At 43.3% G+C, this 16,768-nt stretch carries 16 protein-coding genes; 8 read left to right on the top strand and 8 right to left on the bottom strand.

All coding sequences use genetic code 11. The features are described from left to right. Positions 1–146: 146 nt before the first annotated feature. Positions 147–2,195 (top strand): M13 family metallopeptidase, encoded by a 2,049-nt coding sequence (locus tag AC4MCC_RS10960; RefSeq protein WP_491885273.1) that lies wholly within the window; start codon positions 147–149, stop codon positions 2,193–2,195. Positions 2,196–2,351: 156 nt separating this feature from the next. Beyond that, on the top strand, positions 2,352–2,846 hold the full coding sequence (locus tag AC4MCC_RS10955) for a hypothetical protein (RefSeq protein WP_491885272.1): 495 nt from the start codon (positions 2,352–2,354) through the stop codon (positions 2,844–2,846). 42 nt (positions 2,847–2,888) lie between these two features. Here AC4MCC_RS10955 and yddG read toward each other — a convergent pair whose 3' ends face one another. The 6 genes from yddG to gatC form a co-directional block, all read right to left on the bottom strand. Beyond that, positions 2,889–3,824 (bottom strand): aromatic amino acid DMT transporter YddG, encoded by a 936-nt coding sequence (gene yddG / locus AC4MCC_RS10950; protein ID WP_491885271.1) that lies wholly within the window; start codon positions 3,822–3,824, stop codon positions 2,889–2,891. 644 nt (positions 3,825–4,468) lie between these two features. Then, positions 4,469–5,074, bottom strand: a complete 606-nt coding sequence (locus AC4MCC_RS10945) for a hypothetical protein (protein WP_491885270.1) — start codon at positions 5,072–5,074, stop codon at positions 4,469–4,471. A 14-nt stretch (positions 5,075–5,088) separates the two neighbouring features. Beyond that, complete coding sequence (locus tag AC4MCC_RS10940; protein ID WP_100357576.1) at positions 5,089–5,928, bottom strand: DUF6236 family protein; 840 nt, start codon at positions 5,926–5,928, stop codon at positions 5,089–5,091. A gap of 96 nt (positions 5,929–6,024) precedes the next feature. Further along, on the bottom strand, positions 6,025–7,500 hold the full coding sequence (gene gatB / locus AC4MCC_RS10935; RefSeq protein ID WP_004783102.1) for an Asp-tRNA(Asn)/Glu-tRNA(Gln) amidotransferase subunit GatB: 1,476 nt from the start codon (positions 7,498–7,500) through the stop codon (positions 6,025–6,027). After that, positions 7,500–8,978 carry an Asp-tRNA(Asn)/Glu-tRNA(Gln) amidotransferase subunit GatA gene (gene gatA / locus AC4MCC_RS10930; RefSeq protein ID WP_491885269.1) on the bottom strand — a complete coding sequence of 493 codons (1,479 nt, stop codon included), beginning with the start codon at positions 8,976–8,978 and terminating at the stop codon, positions 7,500–7,502. The genes gatB and gatA overlap by 1 nt, the downstream gene beginning before the upstream one ends. 52 nt (positions 8,979–9,030) lie before the next feature. Next, complete coding sequence (gene gatC / locus AC4MCC_RS10925) at positions 9,031–9,345, bottom strand: Asp-tRNA(Asn)/Glu-tRNA(Gln) amidotransferase subunit GatC (RefSeq protein WP_005234479.1); 315 nt, start codon at positions 9,343–9,345, stop codon at positions 9,031–9,033. 132 nt (positions 9,346–9,477) lie between these two features. On the opposite strand from gatC, the gene AC4MCC_RS10920 reads away from it, so the two are divergent. The 6 genes from AC4MCC_RS10920 to AC4MCC_RS10895 all read left to right on the top strand — a co-directional run bounded on the left by AC4MCC_RS10920 (position 9,478) and on the right by AC4MCC_RS10895 (position 14,230). Continuing rightward, positions 9,478–10,524 carry a rod shape-determining protein gene (locus AC4MCC_RS10920; RefSeq protein ID WP_005234480.1) on the top strand — a complete coding sequence of 349 codons (1,047 nt, stop codon included), beginning with the start codon at positions 9,478–9,480 and terminating at the stop codon, positions 10,522–10,524. 16 nt (positions 10,525–10,540) lie between these two features. Then, positions 10,541–11,398, top strand: coding sequence for a rod shape-determining protein MreC (gene mreC, locus AC4MCC_RS10915; RefSeq protein ID WP_004783097.1), 858 nt, complete (start codon positions 10,541–10,543; stop codon positions 11,396–11,398). After that, the gene (gene mreD, locus AC4MCC_RS10910; RefSeq protein WP_004783095.1) at positions 11,385–11,876 is read left to right on the top strand and encodes a rod shape-determining protein MreD; all 492 of its coding nucleotides are present in this window, start codon (positions 11,385–11,387) and stop codon (positions 11,874–11,876) included. The genes mreC and mreD overlap by 14 nt, the downstream gene beginning before the upstream one ends. Beyond that, a complete protein-coding gene (locus tag AC4MCC_RS10905; protein WP_159122853.1) occupies positions 11,864–12,430 on the top strand; it encodes a Maf family nucleotide pyrophosphatase in 567 nt (188 codons plus the stop codon). The genes mreD and AC4MCC_RS10905 overlap by 13 nt, the downstream gene beginning before the upstream one ends. A gap of 39 nt (positions 12,431–12,469) precedes the next feature. Then, positions 12,470–13,924, top strand: coding sequence for a ribonuclease G (rng, locus tag AC4MCC_RS10900; RefSeq protein ID WP_005234484.1), 1,455 nt, complete (start codon positions 12,470–12,472; stop codon positions 13,922–13,924). A gap of 132 nt (positions 13,925–14,056) precedes the next feature. Next, a complete protein-coding gene (locus tag AC4MCC_RS10895; RefSeq protein ID WP_004783090.1) occupies positions 14,057–14,230 on the top strand; it encodes a PA1571 family protein in 174 nt (57 codons plus the stop codon). 157 nt (positions 14,231–14,387) lie between these two features. On the opposite strand, the gene AC4MCC_RS10890 is transcribed toward AC4MCC_RS10895, so the two are convergent. Then, a complete protein-coding gene (locus tag AC4MCC_RS10890) occupies positions 14,388–15,770 on the bottom strand; it encodes a WS/DGAT/MGAT family O-acyltransferase (RefSeq protein ID WP_491885268.1) in 1,383 nt (460 codons plus the stop codon). Positions 15,771–15,942: 172 nt separating this feature from the next. Next, a complete protein-coding gene (locus AC4MCC_RS10885; protein ID WP_491885267.1) occupies positions 15,943–16,677 on the bottom strand; it encodes a phosphoadenylyl-sulfate reductase in 735 nt (244 codons plus the stop codon). Between the last annotated feature and the right edge of the window lie 91 nt (positions 16,678–16,768).

Below are 16,768 nucleotides of genomic sequence, written 5' to 3'. Positions count from 1 at the left end.
TTTTTTATCTAAACGACTAACATGCAGAGCCAAGACCAGTTTAAAAATTGGCATATATGCTGCTTATAAAGATTTAAGTGTTTGATTATTAGGTCAACACGCATTGATAAATTCAACTGCGCAGTGAAGCGCGAGGATAGCAAGCTTTGAAAATTTTTCTAAAAACCGCATTGGTAAGTGCTTTATTAGCCATTTCCTCTGCAAATTATGCTTCAGATCAAACCGCTATTGCAGCACTTGGCTCGGGGATTCATCTTCAACATTTTGATAAAAAAATCGCACCACAACAGGACTTCTATCAGCATGTAAATGGGCACTGGTTAGAGCATGAGGAAATTCCGGCTGATATGCCAAACTGGGGTGCATTCACAATTTTGCGTGAAAACTCGACCCAGCAATTACATGATATTGTAGAAGAGCTGGCGAAAACCAAATCGGAATATGGCAGCAATGAGCAGAAAGTGGGAAGCTTATATGCCAGCTTTATGGATACGGAAACTTTAAATGCAAAAGGCATCCAGCCGCTCAAAGCAAATCTGGCCAAAATTGAGGCCATAAAAAGCAAGAAAGATTTCACTTTGTTGCTTGCAGACTATGCAAAAAACCGTGTCACTACACCTTTTGAATTTGGCGTGATTCCTGACTTGAAAAAGTCTGATCAAATGGCGGTGTTTTTGGGCCAAAGTGGTTTAGGTTTACCGGATCGTGACTACTATTTAAAAGACGATGAAAAACTGAAAAGTGCCCGTGAAACTTATGTTAAACATATTGCTAAGCTGTTGACGCTATCGGGTGAAACGGAAGCAGAAGCGGCTGCACATGCACAATCTATCCTGAACTTAGAAACTGAAATTGCCAAAATTCAGTGGGATAACGTGCAGAACCGTAATCTCGAAAAAATGTATAACGTCTATACATTAAAAGACGTCAAAAGCCTGGTGCCAGAATTTGACTGGAAAACCTATTTTAAAGCGACGGGTTTAGACAAAAAAACCAAAACCGTGATTGTGGCGCAAAAAAGTTATTTTGAAGATTTAAACAAGATTTTAAGCAGCACACCACTGGAGGTATGGCAGACCTATTTCAAATTCCATCTGATTGATGGTGCTTCGCCTTACTTAAGCCAGGAATTTGCTGATGCAAACTTTGAAATGTACAGCAAAACCTTACGCGGTGTGACCGAGCAACGGGCACGCTGGAAACGTGGGGTTGATATGACCAATGCTGTACTCGGTGAAAGTCTGGCACAAGTCTATGTCGCAAAACATTTTCAGCCTGAACAGAAACAGCGTATGGAAAAACTGGTAGAAAACCTGTTGCTGGCATTTGAACAGAATCTGGAAAAACTGGACTGGATGGGGGCAGAAACCAAAGCACAGGCACATCGTAAACTGAAAAGCTTTAGAGTAAAAATCGGCTATCCGAATAAATGGCGTGACTACAGCAAGCTGGAAATTAAAGATGGCGACCTGATTGGTAATCTGCGTCGTACCAACAGTTTCAATTATGACATCGCGCTGGATAAACTGGGTAAACCGGTTGATCGTGAAGAATGGCATATGCTGCCGCAAACGGTAAATGCTTACTACAATCCGATGGGCAATGAAATTGTTTTCCCTGCTGCGATTTTACAGCCGCCATTCTTCGATATGAATGCCGATGATGCCGTGAACTATGGGGCGATCGGGGCAGTAATTGGGCATGAAATCAGTCATGGCTTTGATGATCAGGGCAGCCGTTTTGATGCAGATGGCAATATGAAAAACTGGTGGACTGAAGAAGACGATAAAAAGTTCAAGGAAAAAACCAAAGCTCTGGTTGAGCAATACAATGCCTATGAAGCGATACCGGGCTATCACGTCAATGGTGAACTGACCTTAGGTGAAAATATTGCCGATAACTCAGGTCTGGCAATTGCTTATGAAGCTTATAAACTGTCACTGAATGGAAAGCCTGCTCCGGTGATTGATGGCTATACTGGAGATCAGCGTTTCTATATTGGCTGGACGCAGGCATGGCGTGCCAAAGTTCGTCCAGAACTGGCATTGCAGCTATTAAAAACAGACCCACACTCACCAGCGGCTATTCGTGGCCGTGCAACCTTACTTAACCAGAAACCTTTCTATGAAGCTTTTAGCGTCAAGCAAGAAGATCCAATGTATCTGGAAGAAGATAAACGGGTAAAAATCTGGTAAGTCTGATTTCCTCATTCGATTCCAAAAATCCTGACTGATGTCGGGATTTTTTTTTATCTCTCAGGTTACAGAGTTCTACAGGTTTTCCAGCCTTTTACATGCTACAAAGAAACTGCATTGTTCAAGCAGTTTGAACGGGTGAAAAAGGAAAGGAATATGGGGTTCAAAGCTTTATCGGGTCTTCGGGCAGTCTTCATGACCACAGCATTGCTGGGTACAACTCAGATTGTGACAGCCGGTCCAACGATTGATCAGCTTAGTGACTGTTTGATGAAATCGACGACAGCCACTGATAAAACCACAGTCTTGCAATGGACCTTTGTGGCATTGGGTAATCATCCCGATCTGAAAGCTTTTAGCAATGTAACTGCAACTCAAAAGGAAACACTCGACAGAAATTTAGCGACAGTTTTACAGCGGATTCTGGTTGAGCAATGTCCAACCCAAACCAAAGCGGTGATTCAGGCTGAAGGAGTACAAGCAGTGGGTGAAAGTTTCCAGGAGCTTGGGCAGGTCACAGGTGAGGAAATACTGAAAAATCCCGAAATCAAAAGTCAGCTGAATGGTGTACTCAAATATATCGATATGAGCAAACTGGTCACGACATTTTTGACCCCTGACGTGTGGAATAAACTAGGCATCACCCGTTAATGGATTGCAGATGCAGCCAAACTTAAACCGCAAAAATGTGGTTTAAGTTTTATAGAGCTTGCCTGGAAACAGTCGGTCCCGAATTTCATCCCAGTTGGTCGACAGCCAGCAAATAAATGAACCTAAGGTAACCATCATCGTACCGATCCAAAAGGTGTGGGATAGACTGGTATTCAGTACCCACATCGAAATGACAGACGAAAAGATCGGGCTAAAATAAGATAACGCGACCAGCATCGCAATATTACCTTGGTTAATTCCGATATTCCACGCTGCATAACCCAAGCCAGTTACGACAGAAACCAGCAACATATACAGCATAATATTCAAGTCAATATTAAGAAGTTGTGGCAGTTGTTCGTGATCTAACAGCAGCGTCTTGCTCCAGAGAACCACACTTACCATCGCGAAAAAGAACACGATCGGGTTATGTCCTTGGCTGTATTTTTTGGTAAATACACAATATAACGACCATAAACTCGCCCCAATAAATGCCAAAATGTAACTGGTTGGATTGGCTTGTATATTGTGAATGACGGTTGCTAAATGAATATCGCCGTTGCCTGTCTGGATATAAAAAATACCTGCCAGACTAATACTGAGCCCCACCACCACTAAGCTGTGAAATTTCAGTTCATGAAATAAAATCAGCATGGCGATGGTCATACTCGGCCAAAGATAATTCACTAAACTAATTTCAATGGCTTGCTGTGCAGTTTGTGCAAGTGCTACGGCATAGGCAAAACAGATTTCATACACCAGAAATAATGCAGCTGCACTTAGCAGATAAAATTTGGGTATGGTTTTGAGTTTGGGAACGCCAAAAACAGCCAGTAAGAGCAGGGTGCTTAAGCTATACATCATAAGTACAGCCAGGTCAGGTCCAATACTAAAACTGATCTTTTTGAGCAATCCCACGATAGATGACCACTGTAAAATGGCACTTAAGCCAATCAGCGTAGCGAGGTTTTTCGACATGGTAAGGGCGGGATGGGAGAATGTGCAGATTGTATTCCTGTTGAGTGATTTTCAATATGGGACAGACACGATTTTATGAGCAAATTCAAAAAAATCGTTAACAACGGCTTTATGATTTGAATATCCCGATCATGAGTTTAATGATCCAGAAAATGGGCGTGAAAATTAGCTCGATACCATCGGCAAGGTTGGCAAGTTTGCTTTCTCTGGCTGTGTGCCTCCGTGGTTTGATGGGTTTGCATTGTCTTGACTGATATGCGCCAATGATGAATATAAGAATGATCAGGATAATGCTGAATAAGATAATGTAATTTGACATGTTTTTATTTTTCTTCGGTTTGTTTTTGATTTTATAGCATGTTTTAAATCTTTTCCCTAGTCCTCATCCTTTCTTACGCTTCGTTTTAAAGTAATGCTTTAAAAGTTCCTCAGGAGAGGGAACTACACGTATCAAAATGATGAGGTGACAAAGTCTCCCTTTTAAAAGGGAGATTTAGAGGGATTCTTTAAATTCACCTCTCCCTAACCCTCTCCTAAAAGGAGAGGAGATTATTCACTATTAAATTAATGCAGTCATAAAATTATTTGATGCTCCCTCTCCCTATGGGATGAGAAGCACTGCTTCGCAAGGGGGTGAGGGAGAATTACAAAAAAACAGGATAAAACTTCTCAAACTCCGGATTTATAGCTTCACCCCGCAACAAATAACCTTTCGGTTGAATATAACTATAAATTTCCCGTACTGGCTGTTCATGCCAACCGATGTTGAAAGCACATAGTTTTGGGAAAAATTGCAGATGGTTATAGTTCAAATGGTTATGAATCCAATAAGCAAGTTGTTGCCAATTACTTTGGTCTTTTTCATACAATTCTAAGAATGATGGAATAACGATACACGCCGTCGCACCATAGCCTTTTACATCGGGATAGTCCCAAATATGACTGGCAAAGTTTTTCTCATTAGTTGCGCAGTTATGTCCTTTTTCATTGCCGAGTTGATTCACGCTTGGTGAGCGATAAGCTGAACGAATGGCAATACGTCCAAACTTTTGTTGTAGTGGCTCGAGCAGTTGTTGGCAGAGTTCTGTTCCTGTACGAATGGCGATGTCAGGATGATCTGGGAAGTTGGGTACACCGTACCAATTGGCGATTTCGCTATAAAGGAAATCACGCATGAAAAAGGATTTAGACAGCTGAATGCGTCCTAAGTCTTCGAGTTTGGCGATTGAGGTTACTTTTTTGATGGCCATAAAAATTACCCAACTCAAATAATATTATTTTGCTTAGCTCTAACTAAGTAATCGAGTTTTAAATTGCCTTCAGCAGATTTTAAAGTCCATTCTTTTGAAAATTTAAACTTGAGCATTGATCTTAATGTATTAGCAATAGTTAAAACAGGAAATGTAGTTGAAGCAATATCAATAATCCCAGTTTTTATCATTTCAGCTAATACACTTTCATTAAATTCTAAACTTACTGAATGATCGACTCGAGAGGTAAAGCGAAAACGTTCAGTGAGAGTTCTGTCTAAGTTATGAATTGCTACTTTTAGATCATAAAATTCTTTTTTCCTTCTTAAGTCTTTATCTTCGCTATTTAATATTTTTTCATATATCTCATCTAAAGAATTATGTAATGCTATCAATTCAGCATTTCTTTGTGTTTTGAAATCTAATAAATCGTGAATAGCTATATCTTTTCGCGGAACAGGTAATAATTTTCTTAGCTCAACTTTTAAAACATCTTTATTACTATATTGAATTGGATCATTGTCTTTGGAGTCGAGCATATTTACGAGAGTCCAATCATTTTCAGGATCTTGAAGTTTTATATTAGCCACATATGTATGAGATTTTTGAAGTATATTTGCCATTTCGCCTGAGTTAAATGGGGACTTAACAAGCTCTAAAATCCCTGCTTCAACATAATCCTGTTCGAAAGGAAGTCCTAATTTTATAGCTCGTTGTTCAGGTATCGCTATTTTGTCCCAATACAAAGAAAAGTATTGTAATTCTTGAGTGTTATATGACCTTTCAATAAAGACACTATTTTTTTCTACATCACATTTCATTAAGGCTGGAGGAATAATAATACCTCTTTGCATTATTTTAGTTCTCGAAAAAATTATTACCTTAATTATAAGTGATAAATAAAAAGAAAACCCGCTCTAAAGCGGGTTTTCTTTTAAAGAAAGATCAGATCAACCAATCAATTTCTTCATCAATTCATTCACTTGAGCAGGGTTAGCCTTACCACGTGACGCTTTCATCACTTGACCCACCAGACCGTTGAAAGCTTTCTCTTTACCAGATTTATACTCTTCAACCATCTTCTCGTTGGCAGCCAGCACTTCCTTAATAATTGCTTCAATTGCGCCTGTATCAGTTTCCTGTTTCAAGCCTTTCTCAGCAATAATTTCGTCCGCAGTTTTGCCTTCTTCCCACATAAAGCCGAACACCTGTTTCGCGATCTTACCGCTAATGGTGTTATCAACAATACGCGCGATCATACCGCCCAATTTCTCACTCGACACAGGAGAGTCGGCAAGGTCTAGGCCAGCTTTGTTTAAAGCACCGGAGAATTCACCCATTACCCAGTTTGCAGCAATTTTACCTTGTGCAGCGCCGCCAGCAGCTTTCACCACATCTTCGTAAAACTCTGACATTTCACGAGTCAGTGTCAGTACGTGAGCATCATACTCAGTCACACCGAAGTCAGCCACGAAACGCGCACGACGTGCCGCAGGCAGCTCAGGCATTTGCGCTTTAATCGCTTCGATTTGCGCATCTGGAATCACCACAGGCAACAAGTCTGGATCAGGGAAGTAGCGGTAATCGTTCGCTTCTTCTTTAGAACGCATTGAACGGGTTTCCATCTTCACAGGGTCGAACAGACGGGTTTCCTGATCAATAGTGCCGTCCCATTCCAGAATTTCCATTTGACGTTCAATTTCAACATTGATCGCCTGTTCAATGAAACGGAATGAGTTCAGGTTTTTCAATTCACAACGTGTACCGAACGGTTGACCCGGACGACGTAAAGACACGTTACAGTCCGCACGGAACGAACCTTCTGCCATGTTACCGTCAGAAATGCCTAACCAGCGTACTAACGTGTGAATCGCTTTAATATAAGCAACAGCTTCTTCAACCGAACGCATATCCGGTTCAGATACGATTTCTAGAAGCGGCGTACCGGCACGGTTCAAGTCGATGCCTGACATGCCTTCGAACTGGTCATGGATCGATTTACCCGCATCTTCCTCAAGGTGGGCACGAGTCACGCCAATGCGTTTAACTGTGCCATCTTCAAGCTGGATGTCGATATGACCCAGGCCTACAATCGGGTTATCCATCTGGCTGATCTGGTAGCCTTTTGGAGAATCCGGGTAGAAGTAGTTTTTACGTGCAAATACAGAAGCCTGGTCGATATAAGCATCGATCCCCAGACCAAAGCGAATCGCAAGATCAACCACTTCTTTATTCAATACTGGCAACACGCCCGGCATTGCCAAATCAACAAGGCTTGCCTGAGTGTTTGGATCATTACCAAATTCAGTTGATGAGCCAGAGAAAATTTTTGATTTCGTCGCAAGCTGAGTGTGAATCTCGATACCAATAACGACTTCCCAACCATCAATCAGGTTAGATTTTGGTTTAGCAGCGTTTTTAGCCATTATGCATTCTCCTCAGCAATTGCAGCGCGTTTTGTATGCCAATCCGTTGCTTGTTGATACTGGTGTACCACAGACAACAATTGAGATTCTGACCAGTAGTTACCAATCAACTGTAAGCCAACTGGCAAGTTGTCTTTATCAAAACCAACAGGCGCGTTAATCGCAGGAAGACCTGCAAGGTTGACCGCGATGGTGTAGATGTCACCTAAGTACATTTCAACCGGAGACAGGTTTGCACCGATACGGTATGCAGTAGTCGGTGCAGAAGGTGCAGCGATGACATCTACAGATTCAAATGCTTTTAAAAAATCTTGCTGGATTAAACGACGTACTTTTTGTGCTTTTACATAATAAGCATCGTAATAACCAGCAGACAGGGCATAAGTACCGATCAGGATACGACGCTGAACTTCAGCACCGAACCCTTCTGAACGGGAACGTTTGTAAAGGTCGAGAAGATCTTTTGGCTCTTCACAACGGTAGCCATAACGTACGCCGTCATAACGAGACAGGTTAGAAGATGCTTCCGCAGGTGCGATCAGATAGTAAGTTGGAACATAAGCTTCAGTCATGTTGAGATCAATCTCAACCAGAATGGCGCCCATTTCTTCCAGTTTTTTCAGTGATTCTTCAACGCGTGCTTTCACGTCTGCATCCAGACCTTCAACATTGAAGTACTGTTTTGGAATGCCGATGCGCAGACCTTTTACAGAAGTACCGGTCAGGTTGGCAACGTAGTCATCAACATTTTTGTCCATTGATGTTGAATCTTTGGCATCATGACCGGCCATGACATTCATCAGATAAGCACAGTCTTCAGCCGAACGTGCCATTGGGCCGCCTTGGTCTAGAGATGATGCGTAAGCGATCATACCGAAACGTGATACACGGCCATAAGTTGGTTTTAGACCAGTCAGACCACAAAAAGAAGCCGGCTGACGGATTGAACCACCGGTATCAGTACCGGTTGCAAATGGAGCTAAATCCGCAGCAACAACCGCAGCAGAACCGCCTGAAGAACCGCCTGGAACGTGATCAAGTGCCCAAGGGTTTTTGGTCGCGCCAAAGTAAGATGACTCGGAAGTTGAACCCATGGCGAATTCGTCCATGTTCACTTTACCAAGTGTGACTAAGCCCGCAGCTTTACCTTTCGCTACAACGGTCGCGTCGTAAGGAGAGATAAAATTGTCCAGCATTTTAGAACCGGCAGTGGTTTTAATGCCTTGGGTACAGAAAATATCTTTATGTGCAATGGGCACGCCAGTCAGGGCAGTCGCATTGCCGGCTTTGATTGCAGCATCGGCAGCATCAGCTTGAGCCAATGCCTGTTCAGCAGTCACGGTCACATAAGCCTTGACCTGTGCATCAATTTTTTCGATGCGCTTTAAATAGTGTTGAGTCAATTCGCGGGATGAAAATTGAGCATTTGCCAAACCTTCAGTCAGTTCACGAATGGATAAGCGGTGTAAATCTGTCATGAGAAATAATTCTTTACGTTTAATTTAATAAAAAGAATGAACTGGGTAGTAATTACTCAATCACGCGTGGGACGAGATACAAACCGTCCTGTACAGCAGGTGCAACTGCTTGGTATTCCTCACGATGATTGCTTTCCGACACGACATCTTCACGTAAAGGCTGTGGGTGGTCGAAAGGGCTTTTCAGTGGTTCAACACCGTCAGTATCGATGCCTTTCAGGGTTTCCATCATGCCTAAAATTTTATTTAAACTTTGAGCATATTCAGCAGATTGCGTATCATTAAGAGATAACCTTGCGAGGTTGGCAATAGCTGAAACTGTTTCTGCATTTAAATCTGCAGAAGACTGTGCATCCGATGTAGACATAATATTACCTAATCAGTATTAAAAAAATTCAAATTATCATGCGTTATGATAAGCGATTGACTTGTCCAAATCATCACATTTAGTTAAAGTGGCCACCTTGCGTCCATATAAAGTTTAACTGAGAACGTCCCCGTGATTCTAAAACGACTAATAGGCTTGTTTTCGCCAGATCTCGCTATTGATTTAGGTACTGCAAATACACTTATTTATGCGCCAGGACGAGGCATTATATTAAATGAACCGACGGTTGTAGCCATCCGTCACAGTGGTTCACATAAAATTGTTGCTGCCGTAGGTCTTGACGCGAAACAAATGCTTGGTCGTACCCCAGCAAATATTTCTGCAATCCGTCCGATGAAAGACGGTGTGATTGCGGATTTTGAAGTGACCGAAACCATGTTAAATCAGTTCATTGGTAAGGTACACGAAAAACGTTTATTCCCGCCAGCGCCACGCGTGGTGGTTTGCGTGCCATGTAAATCGACACTGGTTGAACGCCGTGCGATCCGTGAAGCAGTTTATAATGCGGGTGCACGTGAAGTACGTCTGATTGAAGAACCGATGGCAGCTGCAATTGGTGCAGGCATGCCGGTTGAGCAGGCGTGTGGTTCGATGGTTGTTGATGTGGGCGGCGGTACAACTGAGATTGCAGTAATTTCATTACAGGGCTGTGTATATGCAGACTCGCTGCGTATTGGCGGTGATGTATTTGATGAACAGATCATTAACTACGTGCGTAAGGCACATGGTTGCGTGATCGGTGAAACCACAGCTGAAGTGATCAAAAAAGAAGTCGGCATGGCACTTCCAGATGAAGGTGCAAAACCGCTGGAAATTGAAGTCCGTGGCCGTAACCTGGCTGAAGGTGTGCCTCGCGCGATTGTGGTGAACTCGGATGAAGTCACTCAAGCGATTTCTGATCCGCTACAAAACATCGTGTCTGCGGTGAAATCTGCACTGGAACAAACACCTCCTGAACTGTCTTCTGACATCGCTGAACGCGGGATCGTATTGACCGGTGGTGGTGCATTGCTGCGTAACCTGGACAAGCTACTTGCAAAAGAAACAGGTCTGCCTGTGGTGGTTGCTGAAGATCCACTGTCTTGCGTGACTCGTGGTGGTGGTAAGGTACTCGAATTCTTCGACAATCCAAATCATGACATGTTATTTGTAGGCTAAGACAAGGATTCGGCGGGTGCAAGCACATCTGTTTTCTCGACAACCGCCATCTTTTCGCTCTTTTATCATTGCACTGATAACATGTCTGGTGGTGCTATTCTTTGACTGGCGCATGCCACATGTTGTTCAACCTGCAAGGGATGTCTTGTACGCGGCCTATAATCCCATTTATGCCGTGGCCAGCTATCCGGTACTGTCGCGAGAATGGCTGAATCAACAAACCAAATCTGAAGCACAACTGCGTCGTGAGAACACCGCGATGCGGGCTGAGCTATTGCAGGCGCAAGTTCGCCTACAAAAAATTGCAGAGCTTTCTGCAGAAAATACCCGTTTGCGCGGTCTTTTAGATACCCCTCTGATTCTTGATGGACGTATGGAAATTGCTGAGGTGATTGGTACCGATGCTGATCCGTTGCGCCATATCATCGTGATCAACCGTGGTTCCAATAACAAGCTGAAAGTCGGTCAGACCGTACTGGATGACATGGGGATTATGGGACAGATTATTGATGTCTATCCGCATAGTAGCCGGGTCATGCTGCTCTCTGATAAAGAACACTCCTTGTCTGTACGTCTGGAACATACCGGCATGCGTGCCATTGTCTCGGGAACCGGGGATCTGGGACGCTTGAAAATGGAATATGTACCGACCAGCGCCAATATCAAAGTTGGTGAAAAAGTTTACAGTTCAGGTCTGGGACAGCATTTTCCGGCAGGTTATCTGGTGGGAACGGTATCCAACGTGAAACGGCATAATTCAGGGGAATTTGCCCAAATTGATGTGACACCAGCTGCGCAACTGGCGGGTGGTCATCATGTCGTCGTGCTGTTCTCTGACTCATTAGCGATGGAGCAACCGCATGTCAATCGCTAAGATGCGACCTAAAACACATCGTGATCCTTTATTTGCTATTGTCATTTCAGTGATTGTGGCTTCTGTCCTCTCAGTCTATCCACTGTCTTACGAGACCTCGGGATGGCGTCCATTATTTATGTTAATGGTCATGCTGTTCTGGGTATTGTGTCAACCGACCTGGTGCGGGATCTGGTTTGCATTTGCCACCGGGATCTTCATTGATTTACTACTTGATGCGCCCTTAGGTCTCAATGCACTCAGCTTTATCATCATTGCTTTTGTGGCACGCTTCCTGACCCGTGAGCGCCGTATTCTGACCTTTGCTAATTTATGGGTCATCACGACAATTGCGATTCTGGCACATTTGATGATTATCTTTTTTGCCCAGATTTCGACCGGCGTACAATTCTCATTTGCACGACATTGGATTCCCATGCTGACTAGTGTCATCATATGGCCAGTGCTTTATTACTTTTTGAGAAAATGGCGCATTTAATCCTCGCTTCCAGCTCACCCCGACGCCGTGAACTTTTGCAGCAACTCGGGCTGAACTTTGAGATCTGTAGCCCAGATGTAGACGAATCTGTACTGGAAAATGAGTCCATTGCAGCCTATGTCGAACGTCTGGCGCAAGTCAAAGCGGAAGCGGTGGCCAGGCTGTATCCGGATGCCATTATTATTGCTGCGGATACCAGTTTAGGGGTTAATAATGAGATTTTGGGGAAACCTGAATCCAAACAGCATGCCTTTGAAATGTGGGAGAAAATTTCAGGAAGATGGCATGATGTGTATACTGGGGTGTGCGTCCGCACAAAAGAAGAAAAATACAGTATAGTAGTCCGTACACAGGTTGAATTTCAGCCACTAAATAGCCATGATATGGAAAGTTACTGGGCAACAGGTGAGCCGCTTGGGAAAGCAGGCGCCTATGCAATACAGGGAATTGCAGCGCGTTATATTCCAAGAATAGAAGGTAGTTATTCTAATGTAGTGGGGTTGCCACTATATGAAACAGTACAGTTATTGCAGACGGTTAAGGCACTAAATTAACTGCTGAAAAAGAATTCTTATAATGTTTTGAGTGTTGTTATGTCTGACGAGTTGTTGATTAACGTCACACCGATGGAGTGTCGGGTGGCGTTGATTGAAAACGGCACGGTGAATGAACTGTTTGTCGAGCGTACGGCCAAGCGCGGATTGGTCGGGAATATCTATAAAGGTAAAGTGGTCCGGGTCTTGCCGGGCATGCAGGCCGCTTTTGTCGATATCGGCCTGTCCAGAACGGCATTTTTGCATATCAATGACATGGTCTGGCCACGTAACCAGCCAACACCGAATGTATTCGAGCTGTTGCAGCCGGGTCTGATTCTTACCGTTCAGGTGATGAAAGACATGCTCGGCACCAAGGGCGCACGTCTGTCTACTGATCTTTCTATTCCTTCACGTTATTTAGTTCTGATGCCATATGGCAATCATATTGGCGTATCGCAGCGCATAGAATCCGAAGATGAACGCAATCGTTTACGCTCGATCATTGAGCGTATTCAGGCAGAACACAAGCTGCCAGGTTCCGTCATTGTCCGTACTGCCGCTGACGGCATTGAGGAAGAAGCGATTGCACAGGATATGGCTTATCTGGCTAAACTCTGGGAATACATTCAGCGCAAACAAAAAGTCATCGCAGTGCCTTCATTGATCTTTGAAGAGCTGCCTTTGCCACAGCGTGTTATTCGTGATCTTGCCAATGAAGAAACCGAAAAGATCTATATCGATTCACGCGAAATTCACGGCAAGTTGAAAGAGTTTGTGGATGAGTTCGTGCCGAATATGAAAGATCGTTTACTGCATTATCCGGGCGAGCGACCAATTTTCGATTTGTACAATGTCGAAGAAGATCTGCAAAAAGCTTTACAAACCCGTGTAGCACTGAAGTCCGGTGGTTATCTGATGATTGATCAGACCGAAGCCATGACTACGATTGACGTCAATACCGGCTCCTATGTCGGTGGTCGCTCGCTAGAAGATACGGTTTTTAAAACCAATATGGAAGCCACACAGGTCATTGCACGTCAGCTGCGTCTGCGTAATCTGGGCGGTATTATCATCATCGACTTCATTGACATGCAGGAAGCCCAGCACCGTGAAGAAGTGATGAACCAGTTTGTGAAAATGTTGGAACGTGATCATGCCAAAACCAAGATCACCCAGGTGTCTGAACTGGGGCTGGTGGAGATGACGCGTAAGCGTACCCGTGAGTCTTTGGAACACTTGTTATGCGAGTCCTGTCCGACCTGTCAGGGACGTGGATATGTGAAAACAGCAGAATCAGTGTGTTACGAAATCTTTCGGGAAATCTTGCGCTATGCTCGCGCTTATGAATCACAAAGTGGCTTTACTGTGGTTGCCCATCCGGCAGTGATTGATCGGCTGTTGACTGCAGAAGCCCCGGCTGTGGCGGATCTGGAACACTTTATTAATCGTGTAATTAAATTCCAGGTCGAAAATTTATACACGCAAGAGCAATACGATATCATTCTCAGCTGAAATTGTAACAGAATATCGTTAAACACTTGTTACATCTGAAATTTTACAACTCTACTGATATTTACAATACTAGAAACATCAAATTAGCCAAAGCCTTTCTCCCAGTTCTAGGCTTAGCAAAAGGAGTCTATGATGAGTATGAGTAAAGTTGTAATCAATAAAAGCTTGAAACACGTATTAGAACCAAAGGCTGTGCATGCAGGGTATATTGTGGATGAACGCGGGAATGAAGTTCAGATTACAGCTTCTATGATTCGCTCTGTTTGCCATCAGTTATTAAAACAGTGTCGTACTATTAAAAGTTAATTAAACCAAAATAGATTGCAGTTGTGTAAATTTCATTCAAACTGTAAAAAGAATAAAATTAAGGGGCTTAAATTGCCCCTTTATTTTTTACTAAATGATTGGCAAAAGTGCTCACACACTTTTTAGCAGTCCATTGCCAGATTTTATTCGTCCGCGGCTAACTGACCGCTTTCAACTTTGGGACGGATTCACCATTCACAATCCATTCGAAGCGTTGAATTTCTTCTTCAAGATGAGTCAGCAGGTTCTGCATTTTGGGTAAAGCATTACGGCAAGCGGTAAGACCTACTTCAAGTTTGTCCATATAACTGGTCATGGTGATATTCAATGCTTGTCCATCCAGTACAATCGAAGCCGGATATAAGGCTTCCAAGCGCGCACCATTCCAGTACAGAGGTTCCTGAGGACCAGGGACATTGGAAATGATCACGTTAAATGCCTGACGTTTTGGCATTAAGCCAGATGCAATATTGAATCCTGCAAGGCCGTAGACAAAGGCACTATAGTTCAGAATTTGATTGGCATTCATGCGCTTAAAGCGTTCTTTAGCACTGAGTACACTGCGACGTACCGTTTTAAGACGCTCCAAAGGATCATCCTTATGCGTGCCCAGATTCGCCAGAATCATGGTAATACGGTTGGAAACATCGGAGTCATCGCTACGTACAGAAGCGGGCACCATTGCAATTAATGGTTTTTTCGGCAAGGCATTTTGTGTGAGTAAATATTCGCGTAAGGCACCTGAACAGATCGCTAACACGATATCATTAATCGTTACACCTAAAGCTTTAGAAATATGACGTAAACGTGAGAATTCAAAAGATTGGGCTGCGAAACGACGTGAGGCACTGACACGCTGATTTAAAATAGAACTTGGTGCTTGAAAGCTGGACACATAATCCGGATTACGCCCCATATCTTTCAGTACGGTTTGCGATAATTCATAAGCCACTCGTGGCGTACATTCCAGCTGGCCTTTAATCGCCTGTAGAACATTCTTCATGCGGCTGACTTTCGGCGCTTTCAGACGTTTTGCTCGTGGACCTTCTACACACCAAGGTGGCACAATACTTTTCGCATGTGGATCATGGGAAAGTGATTTTTCTACCAGACGCATGCCTGCAATACCATCTACCATCGCATGGTGAATCTTGAAGTACATGGCAAAACGGTTGCCTTCAATGCCTTCAATAATATGACAGGTCCATAAAGGTTTAGCGCGGTCAATCAGTGCGCTGTGTTCTTGGGAAATATAAGTCAGCAGCTCGCGGATACGCCCAGGTTTCGGTAAGGCAATATGACGAAAATGATGATCTAAATCAAACTCTTCATCTTCATCCCAAAATAAACCGTTTAAATAGTTATTAAATGGAGGAATCGGTGAGGATTTGGAATTGCGAATATCAGTCACCAGATCCCGGATAAAAGAGGCTGGTGCATTGTCAGGAATTTGAAACAAAAATAACCCGCCTACATGCATAGGCTGCTGCCGTTTCTCTAAAGACAAAAAAATAAAGTCAATCGGATGTAATGGACGCATAGCGTAGATTGCCTCACTGCATTTTCTTCAGCTGCTCATGTATAAGCAACCTTGTTAGAATTATTGGTATCACATTACAAAGTATAGCGATTTTGTCGCATAAAGGTACTGATTTTTCTGTAGCCGATTGGTTCACAAAAAAACCACCCGACGAACGGATGGTTTTTTAAGATTATTTTTTCAAGTTCCCGGCATGCAAGCCACATTCTTTATGGGTGGCTTCTTCCCACCACCAGCGTCCTTCACGTTCATGCTGATTTGGCAGCACAGAACGGGTACAAGGTTCACAGCCAATGGAGATAAAACCTTTTTCATGTAGTGGGTTGTATGGAATTTCCATCATTCGGATATAATTCCACACATCTGCACTAGACCAGTTGGCAAGGGGATTATATTTAATCAGCTGTTTGCCTGGACCAGAAAAACCTTCATCAGATTGAACCACTGGAATGTCATTACGTGTTCCCGGGCTTTGGTCTTTACGCTGACCGGTAATCCAACCATCTAAAGTTGCCAGTTTTTTACGTAAAGGTTGTACCTTGCGGATTCCACAACATTCCTGATGGCCGTCACGGTAGAAACTGAACAGGCCTTTTTCAGTCGTCAGTTGTTGAATTGCATCTGTTTCCGGGAAGCAGATTTCGATATCAATATTATAGTGCTGGCGAACCTTTTCAATAAATTGATAAGTCTCAGCATGCAGACGCCCTGTATCCAGGCTAAATACCCGGAAAGGTTTACCTAAATGCGATGCCATATCAATCAGTACAACATCTTCTGCACCAGAAAATGAAATTGCAATTTCGCCTTCCTGGTCGAGAGCAAGCGCTAAAATTTCACTTGGTGATTTATCTGCATATTCAGATGCGAGCGCATCTACCATAGCAATAGTGGGGATTTTGGTCATATGAGTCCTGGCGACATAGGCTTGGAAATGACGTGGCCTATATGAATTTATTTCAGATTTATTCTATTTTAATAGAAATGCCCAAAGCTAC

Source organism: Acinetobacter sp. CAU_H_56, from assembly GCF_058599425.1.
The sequence above is the reverse complement of the archived record's forward strand: the minus strand, read 5'-3'. Positions and strand labels throughout refer to the sequence as shown.

Excerpts from the sequence above, each read along its gene's own strand:
- AC4MCC_RS10955 (WP_491885272.1), top strand. The coding sequence starts at position 2,352 with ATGGGGTTCAAAGCTTTATCGGGTCTTCGGGCAGTCTTCATGACCACA.
- yddG (WP_491885271.1), bottom strand. The coding sequence starts at position 3,824 with ATGTCGAAAAACCTCGCTACGCTGATTGGCTTAAGTGCCATTTTACAG.
- AC4MCC_RS10945 (WP_491885270.1), bottom strand. The coding sequence starts at position 5,074 with ATGGCCATCAAAAAAGTAACCTCAATCGCCAAACTCGAAGACTTAGGA.
- AC4MCC_RS10940 (WP_100357576.1), bottom strand. The coding sequence starts at position 5,928 with ATGCAAAGAGGTATTATTATTCCTCCAGCCTTAATGAAATGTGATGTA.
- gatB (WP_004783102.1), bottom strand. The coding sequence starts at position 7,500 with ATGGCTAAAAACGCTGCTAAACCAAAATCTAACCTGATTGATGGTTGG.
- gatA (WP_491885269.1), bottom strand. The coding sequence starts at position 8,978 with ATGACAGATTTACACCGCTTATCCATTCGTGAACTGACTGAAGGTTTG.
- gatC (WP_005234479.1), bottom strand. The coding sequence starts at position 9,345 with ATGTCTACATCGGATGCACAGTCTTCTGCAGATTTAAATGCAGAAACA.
- mreD (WP_004783095.1), top strand. The coding sequence starts at position 11,385 with ATGTCAATCGCTAAGATGCGACCTAAAACACATCGTGATCCTTTATTT.
- AC4MCC_RS10905 (WP_159122853.1), top strand. The coding sequence starts at position 11,864 with ATGGCGCATTTAATCCTCGCTTCCAGCTCACCCCGACGCCGTGAACTT.
- rng (WP_005234484.1), top strand. The coding sequence starts at position 12,470 with ATGTCTGACGAGTTGTTGATTAACGTCACACCGATGGAGTGTCGGGTG.
- AC4MCC_RS10895 (WP_004783090.1), top strand. The coding sequence starts at position 14,057 with ATGAGTATGAGTAAAGTTGTAATCAATAAAAGCTTGAAACACGTATTA.
- AC4MCC_RS10890 (WP_491885268.1), bottom strand. The coding sequence starts at position 15,770 with ATGCGTCCATTACATCCGATTGACTTTATTTTTTTGTCTTTAGAGAAA.
- AC4MCC_RS10885 (WP_491885267.1), bottom strand. The coding sequence starts at position 16,677 with ATGACCAAAATCCCCACTATTGCTATGGTAGATGCGCTCGCATCTGAA.